Source organism: Mailhella massiliensis (assembly GCF_020741395.1).
In the GTDB taxonomy this organism is placed as follows: Bacteria; Desulfobacterota; Desulfovibrionia; order Desulfovibrionales; family Desulfovibrionaceae; genus Mailhella; species Mailhella massiliensis_A.
The window spans coordinates 1-13,487 of record NZ_DYZA01000062.1; the positions used below are offsets into that span (position 1 = coordinate 1).

Sequence of the window (13,487 nt, forward strand, 5' to 3'; positions counted from 1 at the left end):
AAAACGAGCGCCCCATGCCTGCTCGAGCCCGAGGGCCACGGCGTAGGGCAGAAGCTCGCGGTAATGTCGGAGCGTGTGTTCTGGAGGATTGAGCTCATTCAGCGTCGGGCCTTCCGCCATGCGCATATAGAGTGCCAGTCCTTCTATCTCATCCAGAAGGGCGCGAGCCTCTTTTGTCGGCGCATCCATGATGGAGGAAAAAAACAGCGGTATCAGCAGCGCAAGGGCGGCGAGCCCTCTTTCCGCAGGACTGAAGAAGTCCAGCGTATCCCGGCTGACGGTAATGATGAAAAAGCCCATAAAGGCGAGTGCGCAGGCCTGGAAGAAAAGCGAAAATACGAAGGGCGCGCGCCTGCCCGAACGAAAAAGCGCCATGGAGGCGCGGGGCATGCGCCGGAAGAGGAAAAACAGAAAAAGCAGCGGTACAAGAACGCCCATGAACCCTTCGGGCATGACGCCTCCCGTGACGTAGCCGGTAACGGCCGCAAGTCCGATCAGCATGGCCGCCATGCCGAGGAACATCCACGCCGAGCCGAACAGTCCCGTCAGAATTCCTTCCCCGGCCCCCTTCCACAAGGATCCGTAATCCTGCCGAAGCTGTTTCGTCATGTTCCGGCGCATGGCATACAGCGTCTCGCCGTGCTCCCTGTCCACGGCAAAGCCGTCGCCGAGAAACTCCAGAATACCGTTTTCCTCGGCATGGGGAGAGGATCCCGCCCCCCTTTTCAGGAAAAAACCCTCCTTGGCGTTACCCTCGATGAGGCAGCAGCCGCGTCCTGCCAGAGAAATGAGCGCGGCTCCGAAGCAGCCGGGCGTCACCTGCCCCTTGGAGAACAGAAATCCCGCGGCCGCAGGCGACAGAACGCTTTCCGGTTCCTTGCCGTCACCCCCCTGAGCACGGCGGATGCGCGGCGGATGAAAGCGGGGCACAATGACGCCCTTTTTCGGATCACGACCGATAAAGAACCAGACAAGAAAAAAATAGAGAAAAATTGCCGTATCCAGCAGCGCAAACAAGACCGTCCCCTGCTCCGCGCCGGACGCCCTTTCCAGAACGACAAAGCCTTTTTCCCAGCCCGCCGCCACCGTAAATTCCTCGCCGGGGCGCACGGGACGCAGCGCTTCAAAACGCATGACAAGACGCCCGTCCGCCACCTCATGCGTCATGGCCACGGGAGACTGCCTGCTCCCGGCCTTTCCCAGCCAGGCCGACTGTGCGAAAAACGGTGCGCCCGGAGGGCCCAGCACCGTGCAGGAGGCCTCGTCAACGGGTGCTTCCCAGCCGCTTCCCGTGACGTTCCAGGTGAGCTCGTCGTTTTCTCCAAAAAGCCCCACCTGCCCCGTCATGCGGTAGGAGAGAAAGAACTCGTGCACGCCCGGCTCAAGCACCTTCGTCCTGTCTCGCTGATACACCCGCACAATCCGCGCCTCCCGGCGAACATCGTCCTTGGCGAGTTTCTGTCCGTCCAGGCGCACCGCGAGCACGTCCATGGAAGCACGCCCCTGCTCTCTCCAGCGCGTGACCACGGGAATATCCCGGAAAATGCCGTGAAACTCACCCTGTACGGGAATCTCCACTCGCAGGGTTTCACTTACCACAATATCGCCGTTTCCGGCCACGTCCACAAGGGCGTTAAACTCCCGTACCCGCACAGGCGCAGCAAAGCACTCGGCCGCCATGAGCAGGCAGAGAAAAAGGGTTACGACATAGCGCTTCATCCTGCACCTCCCCCCACCCCCATATTTTCCGAGGCAGGCTGTGCCCGGCAGCAAAAAGGAAAAAAACGGCGCTTCCTTCCCGGGCAATGCTCCGTCCGCCTGCACCCGCAGGCGGAACACAAGCCTTTCACTCGAAGTGCGGGCTAAGGGGCGACATAGCCTTGGGGCAATACCTCATCTCCGCCGTCAGGCTCGAAATATTCCATGGGATGAAAACCGAACCTTGCGGCCACAAGATTCCCGGGAAACTGCATGATACGGTTGTTCTGCTCACGCACCGTGCCGTTATAATAGCGGCGGGCCATTTGAATATCGTCTTCCAGCCCGGCAAGGCTGCGCTGAAGCTCCAGAAAATTCTCGCTGGCCTTGAGTTCGGGACAGGCTTCCGCCACGGCAAGCAGGCGTCCGAGAGCAAGGGAAAGACCCTTTTCCGCCTCGCCCACGTCATGAGCGCTGCCGCCGGAAACCTTCATGCCCGCTTCCCGCGCGCGGGCCACGGCGAGGAACACCTCTTTTTCATGAGCAGCATAGCCCTGAACCGTGCTCACCAGAAGGGGAACAAGGTCGTGCCTGCGCCGAAGCTGTACGTTGATGCCGCTCCACGCCTCCTCGGCCAGATTGCGGCCCCGCACCATGGCGTTATGAAGAAGAATAAGCGCAAGCACCAGGGCCAGCGCAGCAACGGCGACAACACCCGCGATGATCATGAGAGACACTCCTTCTGCGCCGGCGACGACGAGTGCGCATAAGTTGCCCGCTCCATCGGAACCGGCCAGTCTGACACGTCAAAAGGTACGGTTTTCCCCATGCTCTCCAGAAGAGTGAAAAGCTCCTCCCGCTGATGGGGAGAAAAAAGCAGCTTGAAAAGGGCTTTTTTCGGATCGAGCACGGTGAGCATGGCAAGATGCCCGCCTCCGCCCTCCAGAAGATAACGAAAAAGACCCGTATCACCCGGAGCGATACGGATCAGAAGCATCTGCGAAGCGCCGGCGGCAGGAAGCCGGACAGGCTTTCGCCTTGCACCGCCCGGGCGAAAGTCCCGCTCGGGGTGCTTTCCCTCCGGCACGGGGGAGGCGAAAGCGGACATCCTACTTCATGCGGTAGGTAATACGGCCGCGGGTAAGATCGTAGGGCGAAAGCTCAACCTTCACGCGGTCGCCGGGCAGGATGCGGATATAGAACTTGCGCATCTTCCCGGAAATATGGGAAAGCACTTCGTGGCCGTTTTCCAGCTTCACGCGGAACATGGCATTGGGAAGGGCTTCTTCCACGATGCCGTCCACTTCTATGGCGTCTTCTTTAGGCATGGTTCCTCCAAAAAAACTATCGGGACACTTTCCCCGAATATGCCTCCGCTGTCAAGGAAAACTCGCCTCCGAAGCCGCCTTTGCCGCCGTTGCCCATCTTTTTCTTCTCCTTTATACTCTTCTTTCCCTCATCGCCCTTTCCGACCTCCCTCCCCCGCGCCACGCCATGAATCCACTCACCCCTCTTCCGCTTCGCCATATTCCGCGCATTCTCCTCGTTCTTGCAGGAACCTGCGCGCTTCTCCTTTCTCCTCCCGCTCTTTCCGGCGGGCTGCCCGGGCCGGGCCTGTGGAGCCGCATCACGGGGATGGGGCTTATTTTCTGCGCTTTGCTTTGGCCCGCATCCCACAAGAAAACTCCACGCGGAAGCCTGCGTCCCGCCCTCGGACTCATCTTCTCTGCCCTTCTCTGGATACTCCTGCTTCTTCCCGCAGGGTGGATGGCGGCCACGTTTCTTGCCGGTTTCTTCGCCCTGAAAGGCGCAGGTTCATCCCTGAAGGAAAGCCTGCTTATCCCCACCCTGCTCTGCCTCCTCCTTCAGGCCGGTATGGTTCACCTTCTGCAATGGTCCCTGCCGGAAGGCTTCCTGTGGGCCGTGATCGTCGGAGACTGACATGGATACCCTTGCCACAGCCCCTTCCTTCCTTTCCTCCGCATGGGCCGCGCTCCCTGCCTCTCCCACGCTGTGGTTTATGGTGGCCGCCGGCGTTTTTCTGGGCATGACCGTGGGCGTATTGCCGGGCTTCGGCCCGCCCGCCGCCATGGCCCTGCTCTTCCCGCTGGCGTACACGCTCGACCCCCTGCCCGGCATATCCCTGCTTGCGGGCATTTTCTACGGGGCCAAGTACGGAGGCGCCGTCACCTCCATTCTCATGGGCATCCCCGGGGAAGCGGACGCCGTGGCCACGCTGTTCGAGGGCCGTCCCCTGGCTCTGGCCGGAAAAGCGAAGCAGGCCCTGACACTGGCCACCCTCGCTTCCTTCGCGGGCGGTACCCTCGCCTGCCTGGGTATGGCGCTGCTTGCGCCCGTCCTCGCACGGGCCGCACTTTTCTTCGGCCCTTCCGAGCGCGCCGCCGTCATGATCGGAGCCCTCGCCCTTGTAGCATTCACCAGCCCCGGCGGTGCAAGGCGGGGCTTGTGCATGGTCTTTCTCGGTCTTTTCCTCGCCCTGCCGGGGCTGGATCCCGTCTACGGAACCTCGCGCCTCACTTTCGGATCCTGGCGGCTTTCCGAAGGTGTGGAGCTCACCTCCCTGCTGCTCGGTCTCTTCGGCCTGGGCGACCTTCTGGATGCGCTTCTTCTGCCGGAGCGGGACAAGATGGAAAAAAATGCTTCGGAAGTCCCGCAGCTGCGATGCCTCTCCTCCTCCATGGCGGCCCTGCGCGGCTGCCTCATCGGTTTTCTTACGGGCCTTGTGCCGTGCGGAGCGGGTGTGACGGCGAGCTTTGCCTCCCATGCGCTGGAAAAGCGCCTGAGCCGCCGCCCGGAAGACTTCGGCAAAGGCGCATGGGAAGGGCTTGTCGGGCCGGAAGCCTCCAACAACGCCGCAGCCATGGCTTCTTTCGCTCCGTTACTTCTGCTGGGCCTCCCCACCAACCCCATTATGGCGGCCATGCTCGGCGCACTCACCGTCATGGGCGTAGTGCCCGGCCCCTCCCTGCCGGAAGAACAGCCTGCTTTCTACTGGGGCTTCATACTCTGCCTGCTCATCGGCAATGTCCTGCTGCTCGCCCTGGGCCTGGGACTTGCCGACTTCTGGGCGCGCCTCTCCCGCCTGCCGTTCCGCCTGCTCTGGCCCGTCATTCTTCTGCTCTGCCTCACCGGATCGTATGTGGGGGCAGACAGTATTTCCGGCCCCATACAATGCCTCGCCTTCGGGCTGCTTGCCGTCTTTCTCAAGCGCCTGGGTTGTTCGCCCGCGCCGCTGGTGCTGGCCTTTGTGCTCGGCCCCCGACTGGAAACCCACCTCGTCCAGACTCTGCTTTCCTATTGGTAGTTTTTTCGCGGCAATATGCCACAATTCCGGCTTTCAGTCTTGAAACCGATTGAACGCTCAATGAACAGTATCTTGTAAAAAACCCATAAATATGCTATGTTATGCCAACATTTCAGAATCATTTATGTGAAAAATTTTTTTATGCTTGCTCATTTCCTTTTTCCTTGTAGAGATACTCATCATGAAATGGCATATATCACACGTTTTCCGTATCACGACATGGCTTCTTTTCTGTGCTCTGCCTGTCGTGACGCTTGCGCCGCAGGCTGTTGCCGGAAAGGAAAGCATACGGCTTGTCGTTGCCTTCAGCCCGGGCGGAGCGCTTGACAGCGCGACCCGCGCCCTGGCCCGTGAAGCCGAAAAGGAGCTCGGCCTTGACATTATCGTGCAGAACACGCCGGGCGGAGCAGGCATGACGGCTGTGGCGCAGCTTGCCGAATCCGAGGCGGACGGTCTGCATCTGGCTGCCTGTGCGGGAAACGCCCTCCTTTTCCTCCCTCACAGGAACCTTGTGCCCTATGATCCCCTGCGCGACGTGGAGCCTCTTCTGGTTTTCGGACAGGCTTCTCCCGTGCTGGTCACACGGCCCGACGCCCCTTGGAAGGACATGGCATCCTTCCTTGAGGCCACGAGAAAAAACGGTGGAAAAATGCGCATCGGGGTTCCCGGCCTGGGAACGCCTTCCCACACTGCTCTGGCCATGATAGCCGCAAAGGACAAAACGCTCTCGTGGCGCTTCATTCCTTTCGGCGGCCCGGGAGAAGCCGAAGCGGCCCTTCTGGGAGGTCATGTGGACGCTGCGGCGAGCGGTGCCCTGCCCCGTATACGGCAAGGGCAGCTTTTCCCTCTTATGATTCTTGCCGGCACAGGTCCAGACGCGCTGCCGCAGACGCCTTCCCTGTCCGACGGGGGATTCGCCGATCCGGGCCGGGGCGACGCCTCCTTCTTTCTGCTGGCCCCGAAAAACGTACCGGAAAAAATGCTGAACCGTCTCTCCCCTGCCTTTGAGAAAGCCGCCCGAAGCGAGGCTTTTCTGAAGGAACTGGAACACTTTTCCGTCGCCCCCGTCCTGAAGAACCGGCGGGAGGCGAAAGCTTTCCTTATTGAAGCATGGAAGGAGGAAGAAGCAGCACTCAAAGCTGCGGGCCTTGCCGAATAATCCGTCCGCCCCTTTCCCGAAGGGACGCGCCGGTCCTGCCGGAGGCGGGACAGCAAAAAAGCGGGAAAACGCATCTCGCCCGGCCCATGCCCGGCGATGTTTTTTCACGCTTCGGGAGCTCCCTGCGAAGGGAACATTCGCACAGCCCTGGCGTTGTTGGGAAGACACGCCAGATCCAGGATCGTACCAGGAGGATACCCACATGTCTTGCAACTGCACGGCCAACCCCATTGACCTTGCTCCACTCATGGACATTCTGAACCCCTACAGACAGAACCCCAAGGGGGCGCTTATCCCTGTTCTGCAGAAGGCTCAGGAGGTCTACGGCTACCTGCCGCAGGAAGTGCTTGAATGCATCGCTTCCGAACTTCGCATCCCCGTTGCGGAGGTGTTCGGCGTGGTCACCTTCTACGCCCAGTTCCACCTCAACCCCCGTGGAAAGAACATCGTCCGCGTATGCCAAGGAACGGCCTGCCATGTACGCGGCGGTTCCGCCATTTTAGAGGCGATCAGCCATCACCTCGATATCAAGCCCGGCGAAACCACCAAGGACCTCAACTTCACGCTGGAAACCGTGGCCTGCCTCGGCGCCTGCGGCCTTGCCCCAGTCATGATGGTCAACGACAATACCCACGGCCGCCTGACCCCCGACGACATTCCCGGTATCCTCGACAGCTACCTGGCCTAAAAGAGAGGACGATATGCTTGAACTCAAACGTCTCAACTCCATGGAAGATCTCGCCAAGCTGCAGGAAGAAGCCCGTCCTCTCCTGGATCTGCGCCACTACGCCCGCGGGGAAAAAGAAGAAAAATACCAGATTCTCATCTGTGGCGGTACCGGCTGCTCCTCGTCAGGCAGCCTGAACGTGCGAGACGCCCTGCAGAAGGCCATTGACGACAACGGCCTTCATGAACGCGTAAGCATCGTGGTCACCGGCTGTCACGGTTTCTGCGAACTCGGCCCACTGGTCATCTTCTACCCCGGCGGCATTTTCTATGTCCGCGTGCATCCCGAAGACGCCGACGAGCTGATCAAGACCACCGTCATTGAAGGCAAGACGGTGGATCGCCTGCATTATCAGGGCCGTACCGGCAAGACTCCGCGCCACAGCTACCGCGACATGCTCTTCTACAGCCTGCAGAAGCGCATGGTGCTGCACAACTGCGGCCGTATCGACCCGGAAAATATTTTTGAATACATCGCAAACGGCGGCTATCAGGGCATCGCCAAGGCCATAGCCATGGGCCGTGAAGCCACGCTGGAAGAAGTGTACAAGTCCGGCCTGCGCGGGCGCGGCGGCGCGGGCTTCCCCACAGGACTCAAGTGGAAGTTCATGGCCTCGGAGCAGGCCGAGCCCAAATACATGCTCTGCAACGCCGACGAAGGCGACCCCGGCGCGTTCATGGATCGTTCCGTCCTTGAAGGCGACCCCAACGCCGTTATCGAGGGCATGCTCATCGGCGCATGGGCCACGGGCGCGAGCCTGGGCTATGTGTATGTGCGCGCCGAATATCCTCTGGCAATCAAGCGCCTCGGCATAGCCCTTGCCGAAGCCGAAGCCCTGGGCCTCATCGGCGACAACATCCTGGGGTCCGGCTTCAACTTCCACCTGAAGATCAAGCAGGGCGCAGGCGCCTTCGTCTGCGGCGAAGAAACCGCCCTCATGCGCTCCATCGAAGGCAAGAGAGGCATGCCCCGCGTTCGTCCGCCCTTCCCCGCCAAGCAGGGCCTGTGGGAAAAGCCCACGGTGCTCAACAACGTGGAAACTTTTGCCAACATCCCCCGCATCATCATGAACGGCGCGGAAGCCTTCCGCCAAGACGGCACGGAAAAATCCTCCGGCACCAAGATCTTCGCCGTCACCGGCAAGGTACGCAACACCGGCCTTGTGGAAGTGCCCATGGGCGTTTCCATGCGCCACATCATTTTCGATATCTGCGCCGGCATCAAGGACGACAAGGCCTTCAAGGCCGTGCAGATAGGCGGCCCTTCCGGCGCATGCCTGCCCGCCTCCATGCTCGACAACCCCGTAGACTATGATTCCCTCACAGCCGCGGGCGCCATGATGGGGTCCGGCGGCCTTGTCGTGGTGGACGAAGACACCTGCATGGTGGACCTCGCCCGCTTCTTCCTCTCCTTCACGCAGGCCGAAAGCTGCGGCAAGTGCACACCCTGCCGTGAGGGCAGCAAGCGCATGCTGGAGATCCTGGAACGCATCTGCAACGGCAACGGCCGGGACGGAGACATTGAGGAACTGGAAAGGCTGGCCCACACCATGCGCACCGCTTCGCTCTGCGCCCTGGGGCAGACGGCCCCCAACCCCGTTCTCTCCACCCTGCGCTTTTTCCGGTCGGAATACGAGGCACACATCCACGACAAGAAGTGTCCCGCCGGCACCTGCACCAACCTGCTGCAATACAAGATTAATCCTGAGAAGTGCAAGGGCTGCACACTCTGCGCGCGCAACTGCCCCGTAAACGCCATTACCGGGAAGGTGCGCGAACCCCACCTGATCAATCCCAACAAGTGCATCAAGTGCGGCACCTGCATGGACAAGTGCAAGCACGGCGCCATCATCCGCGTTTAAGCCCGGCTTCCTGGAGGAGAATCATCATGAGCGATACCGTTAATCTGACGATAGACGGCCAGAAAGTGGCCGCGCCCGCAGGCTCCACCATTCTGGAAGCGGCGAAGCTTGTCGGCATCAATATCCCCACGCTCTGCCATCATCCGCTGCTGCGCCCGGACGGCGCGTGCCGCGTGTGCGTATGCAAAGTGACAAAAGCCCGCGCTTTCATGCCCGCGTGCATCACCAAGGTGAGCGAGGGCATGGAAGTGTTCACCAACGATCCTGAAGTGCTGGAAGTGCGCGAGAACATCGTGGAACTTCTGCTCGCCAACCATCCCAAGGACTGCCTTTCCTGCGCCCGCTCCGGCAACTGCGAACTGCAGACCGTGGCCAACAATCTGGGCATACGCCGCGTGCGCTACGACTACAACCATCAGATGGTGGAAAAGGATGAAAGCAACCCCTGCATTGTGCGTGAACCGGCCAAGTGCATTCTCTGCGGCCGCTGCGTGCGCATGTGCGCCGAAGTGCAGGGCGTCAGCATCTACTCCTTCGCCTATCGCGGCCTGAACGCCCGCGTGACTCCGGCCTTCAACCTGGGCCTCGGCGAAGTATCGTGCACCTTCTGCGGCCAGTGCCGCAAGGTCTGCCCTACCGGGGCCATTACTATTAAAAGCGATATCAGCCGCGCATGGCAGGCCCTGCGCGACCCTGAAAAAATCGTCATGGTGCAGACGGCTCCCTCCGTGCGCGTAGCGATCAGCGAGCCCTTCGGCGGCAAGCCCGGGGACATTGCCACCGGCCAGATGGTCAGCGCCCTGCGCCGCATAGGCTTCGACAAGGTATTCGACACCAACTGGTCGGCCGACCTCACCATCCTGGAGGAAGGGCACGAACTCATCAACCGTGTAAAAAACAGCGGGCGGCTTCCCATGATCACGAGCTGCTCCCCCGGCTGGATCAACTTCATTGAACTCTACTACCCCGAACTTCTTCCCCATCTCTCCACGGCCAAAAGCCCGCAGTCCATGTTCGGGGCTATGCTCAAGACCTACTACGCCCAGAAGCAGGGCATAGATCCTTCCAAGATCGTTTCCGTGTCCATCATGCCTTGCACAGCCAAGAAGTTCGAGGCCCGGAGGCGCGAACTTTCGGCCAGCGGCTACGCCGACACCGACATAGTGCTCACCACCACGGAACTGGCGCAGATGATCAAGGAAGCCAACATCAACTTCTTCGCCCTGCCTGAAGAGGACTTCGACCCCATCATGGGCCTCGGCTCCGGCGCGGGTACCATCTTCGGCGCTACCGGCGGCGTGATGGAAGCGGCCGTGCGCACTGCCTACAAGGTCATCACAGGCGAAGAAATGGAGCCTGTGGAACTGGAGGCCGTACGCGGCATGGAAGGCATCCGTGAAGCAGAAGTGGACTTCAAGGGCATCCTGAAGCTCAAGGTAGCCATAGCCCACGGTCTGGCCAACGCCCGCAAGGTCTGCGAAATGATCCGCGAAGGCAACCCGCGCGGCTGGAACTTCATTGAGATCATGGCCTGCCCCGGCGGCTGCATCAACGGCGGCGGCCAGCCCATCAGTCTTGAGGCCGACACCCCGCGCCTGCGCATCGAAGCCCTGTATCGGGACGACCGCAACCTCCCCGTGCGCAGAAGCCACGACAACCCCGAAATCAAGGCCCTGTACGAGGAATTCCTCGGCGAACCCAACAGCCATAAGGCGCATGAACTGCTGCATACCCGCTATTATCAGCAGTACCGCTCCTGCAAAAGCAAGTAAGCGCACCCCCTGACGCGACGCGCCCCGCCCGGTTACCGGACGGGGTGCGTTTTCTTCAGGGCTCTCCGCCCTAATACGACAGGTACCGGACCTTTTCCGCAAAAAACAGCCTCTCCCTCTTGCGCAGCGCACTTTCAGGCCCCATATACAGATTCCGCCCTCTGCGCCATTTCAAGGCCGACGGATCGCTCTCTTTGACTTTTCCATCGGTTGCGGCCAATATGAACGCCGGCTATCGCCAATGTATGGAGGATTTATGCCCGAACAGCGCTTTCTTTCCGAAATGTTCCTGGTTCAGCCGCCGCACTGGGGGCTGAGAGGAGACCCTTTTCTCTGGGAAGATATGAAGAAGGCCTTTGCCGAAACGCCCTTCCCCTACAGCGCCCATGAACTGGTCATGGACATACACCGCCTTTTCCGGGAAAAAACCGGCGAGGAACTGACCAATACCGCCCGTCCCTTCGTGGAATCCTATGCCCATGGGGGGAGCTCTTCCGGCATGATTTCCGGTAAGTTCTGGCTGGGGACGGCCATTCCCCTGCTGCTGGCCCTGCGCGACGTAGCGGAAAACAACATGGAAGAATTCGACAAGATCCTGGCCGACGGCACGGCGCGCTTCGCGCTGCGCACACATCCCTGCACGCCGCAATAAGCCTGTCTCCCCCCTGCAAGGAAGCACGGGGCAGGCATTGCGTCCCGTTTTTCTTTGCGGCGCAGAGGCTCCTCCCGCCAGAGGAACCACCCTTTGATTGCCATGAAAAAGGAGCCTTCTCACCGGAAGAAGAAGGCTCCTTTTTCATCAGGCGGAAAACATCAGTGGACGTGTTCGCCGCGCTTGACGCGATAGATGATGGCGGCAATCATGACCGCAAAATAAATGAAGATGCAGCCTACGCCCACAAAGCCCTGAGGGGTGGAATGCAGGGCGCTGGTAATGAGTTCTCCCATACTGTGCTCCTCGAAAGTCTGGACTGCCCTCCGGCGGAGATGCCGGGATCAGCATTCATTCTCCCCTAACAAAGGCAAAAAGTCAAGGCGGAGTCCTGAAGAAAGCCGCTCCGTCCACCAATGCAAGGCGGTCTTAACAACGTCCTCTTTTTCACAGTTTCTCTCCGACCGCACTCGGAAAGAGACGGCCAGACCTTGCCCTGTAAGCTCAGTCTCTTCTTTTCAGGAACCCCCCGGGCGGGCGATACCCCGTACTGATCTTTGCTCCGGGCGCGCCATGTCTGTATGGTTCATCGGTTCTGCTCCGGTCGGGGAAGTCTGATGGGTCTCTTTTGCCTTTCCCGCCCCGCCCTGCTATGATGATCCGATCACAACGGGAGAACACCATGGAATATCATACGGGCGATACACTGGAGCTGGAACTTGCCGGGCTTTCTTCCGACGGCAGGGCCGTGGGACGCAGCGTGGAAGGCATGACCGTCTTTGTCCGGGGCGGCCTTCCCGGGCAGAAAGTCGCGGCCCGGCTCACCGCCGTAAAAAAACGTATGGCCGAAGCGGAAGTAGAGGAAATCCTGCAAAGAGCGAGGGAAGAACGCCCGGCCCCCTGTGTTCATGCTGCAAACTGCGGCGGATGCCCGTGGCAAAGCCTGGCCTATCCCCTTCAGCTTGAGTGGAAACGGCGCATTGTACAGGACTCCCTGCAACGCATAGGCCGTCTTGCCCTGCCGGAAGAGATCATCATGCCCGTGCTTTCCTGCGGGGAAGAAGCGCAATGGACCTACAGGAACAAAATGGAATTTGCCTTTGCCGAAAGCCGGGAAGGAAAAACCCTGCTCGGCCTGAGGGAACGCTCTTCGCACAGCGTTACGGAAGTGACAGGCTGCCTTCTTCAGAGCAGGCGCGCCATGGCCGTACTCCAGGCCCTGCGCGAGCTGTGTGATAAATACCGCCTGCATGCAGCCTCCTCGCAGCGTGGAGGCCGAAGGCCCCGCCACGGCTCCTTCAGCCGCTCCGTAAGGCAGAACGACATTCTGCGCTTTGCCGTCATACGCGAGCCCCTGGCTGGGGGCTGCCTGGTGGAGCTCATTACTCTGCCCTCGCCTCAGGAAAATTCGACTCTGCGAAAGCTCGGCCAGGAACTTCTAGCCTGTCCCCACGGTGTGACGGGCTTCGTACACAGCATACGCAGAAACGAAAGTGATGTAGCCTACGGAGAGGAAACCGCCTTCACCCTGGGCGAGGCACAGCTTTCGGAGACGCTCCACCTTCAGGGCAGGGAGGTGGCCTTCCGGCTCGATCACAATTCCTTCTTTCAGGTGAACAGCCGTGCGGCGGAGCTGCTTTACAACAGCGCGGCAAAACTCGCCTCTGCTTTGTTCTCTGCCGAAGAAGACCGCTTGTGGGGCGAAAGCTGCTGGGACATTTACTGCGGAGCAGGAGGGCTCGCCCTGACCATGGCCCCGCATTTTCAGCATATCTTCGGTCTGGAAGCCGTGGCTCAGGCTGTGGAGCTGGCCCGGGAGAACGCCCGGATCGCCGGAGGGGAAACGACATTCCGCTTTGAAGCTGGCGACGCCGCAACCCTTGAACGCCGCTTTTCCCGTATGGGGATACCCGACCTTCTCGTCACCGACCCGCCGCGCGCGGGCATGGACGAAAGAACGGTGCAAGCCATACTCAGGCACCGACCGCCGCGCGTGATCCTTGTTTCCTGCAACCCGGCCACACTCGCGCGCGACCTTGCCCTGCTCGCTCCCGCCTATCATCTCCGCGCCGTGCAGCCCGTGGACATTTTCCCTCAGACGCCCCATGTGGAGACTGTGGCCGCCTTGGAAGTAAAATCCCTGTTGTGACGCTCCGGCCGGGGCACGCCGGAAAAAGGCCGCGAATGCCTTATTCATCTTAAAAGGAACAGGTTATGAAAAAATGTATGGACTCTGAAAACCTGCACCGGAGGCTGAAAAAAATCATCGGCCAGGTGCAGGCCATAGACCGCA

13 protein-coding genes are annotated in these 13,487 nt (G+C 60.4%); 8 read left to right on the plus strand and 5 right to left on the minus strand.

The genetic code is table 11. The features are described from left to right. The 4 genes from K8W16_RS03300 to infA form a co-directional block, all read right to left on the minus strand. The coding region (locus K8W16_RS03300) for a DUF2207 domain-containing protein (RefSeq protein WP_304121134.1) at positions 1-1,719 on the minus strand (1,719 nt) is incomplete at its 3' end. A 143-nt stretch (positions 1,720-1,862) separates the two neighbouring features. Beyond that, positions 1,863-2,426, minus strand: a complete 564-nt coding sequence (locus K8W16_RS03305) for a LemA family protein (protein ID WP_304121136.1) — start codon at positions 2,424-2,426, stop codon at positions 1,863-1,865. Beyond that, positions 2,423-2,806 (minus strand): DUF4911 domain-containing protein, encoded by a 384-nt coding sequence (locus K8W16_RS03310; protein ID WP_369694454.1) that lies wholly within the window; start codon positions 2,804-2,806, stop codon positions 2,423-2,425. Before K8W16_RS03310 ends, K8W16_RS03305 begins: the two co-directional genes overlap by 4 nt. Position 2,807: 1 nt before the next feature. Further along, positions 2,808-3,026 carry a translation initiation factor IF-1 gene (gene infA / locus K8W16_RS03315; protein WP_077071795.1) on the minus strand — a complete coding sequence of 73 codons (219 nt, stop codon included), beginning with the start codon at positions 3,024-3,026 and terminating at the stop codon, positions 2,808-2,810. 166 nt (positions 3,027-3,192) lie between these two features. Here infA and K8W16_RS03320 point away from each other — a divergent pair, with 166 nt between their 5' ends. The 7 genes from K8W16_RS03320 (at position 3,193) to K8W16_RS03350 (ending at position 11,194) form a co-directional block, all read left to right on the plus strand. Next, a complete protein-coding gene (locus tag K8W16_RS03320) occupies positions 3,193-3,639 on the plus strand; it encodes a tripartite tricarboxylate transporter TctB family protein (RefSeq protein ID WP_304121140.1) in 447 nt (148 codons plus the stop codon). Position 3,640: 1 nt separating this feature from the next. Beyond that, entirely contained in the window at positions 3,641-5,023 is a 1,383-nt protein-coding gene (locus K8W16_RS03325) for a tripartite tricarboxylate transporter permease (protein ID WP_304121142.1), read from the plus strand. 181 nt (positions 5,024-5,204) lie between these two features. Beyond that, the gene (locus K8W16_RS03330; protein WP_304121144.1) at positions 5,205-6,182 is read left to right on the plus strand and encodes a tripartite tricarboxylate transporter substrate binding protein; all 978 of its coding nucleotides are present in this window, start codon (positions 5,205-5,207) and stop codon (positions 6,180-6,182) included. Between the two features lie 202 nt (positions 6,183-6,384). Continuing rightward, a complete protein-coding gene (nuoE, locus tag K8W16_RS03335) occupies positions 6,385-6,870 on the plus strand; it encodes an NADH-quinone oxidoreductase subunit NuoE (RefSeq protein ID WP_304121145.1) in 486 nt (161 codons plus the stop codon). Positions 6,871-6,883: 13 nt separating this feature from the next. Continuing rightward, a complete protein-coding gene (nuoF, locus tag K8W16_RS03340; protein ID WP_304121146.1) occupies positions 6,884-8,770 on the plus strand; it encodes an NADH-quinone oxidoreductase subunit NuoF in 1,887 nt (628 codons plus the stop codon). A 26-nt stretch (positions 8,771-8,796) separates the two neighbouring features. Further along, entirely contained in the window at positions 8,797-10,542 is a 1,746-nt protein-coding gene (locus K8W16_RS03345; protein WP_304121147.1) for an NADH-dependent [FeFe] hydrogenase, group A6, read from the plus strand. A 256-nt stretch (positions 10,543-10,798) separates the two neighbouring features. Further along, positions 10,799-11,194: a hypothetical protein gene (locus K8W16_RS03350; RefSeq protein WP_304121148.1), complete on the plus strand. Its 396-nt coding sequence runs from the start codon at positions 10,799-10,801 to the stop codon at positions 11,192-11,194. Between the two features lie 161 nt (positions 11,195-11,355). Here K8W16_RS03350 and K8W16_RS03355 read toward each other — a convergent pair whose 3' ends face one another. After that, entirely contained in the window at positions 11,356-11,490 is a 135-nt protein-coding gene (locus K8W16_RS03355; RefSeq protein WP_304121149.1) for a hypothetical protein, read from the minus strand. A 386-nt stretch (positions 11,491-11,876) separates the two neighbouring features. On the opposite strand from K8W16_RS03355, the gene rlmD reads away from it, so the two are divergent. Further along, the gene (gene rlmD, locus K8W16_RS03360) at positions 11,877-13,343 is read left to right on the plus strand and encodes a 23S rRNA (uracil(1939)-C(5))-methyltransferase RlmD (protein ID WP_304121152.1); all 1,467 of its coding nucleotides are present in this window, start codon (positions 11,877-11,879) and stop codon (positions 13,341-13,343) included. Positions 13,344-13,487: the final 144 nt, after the last annotated feature.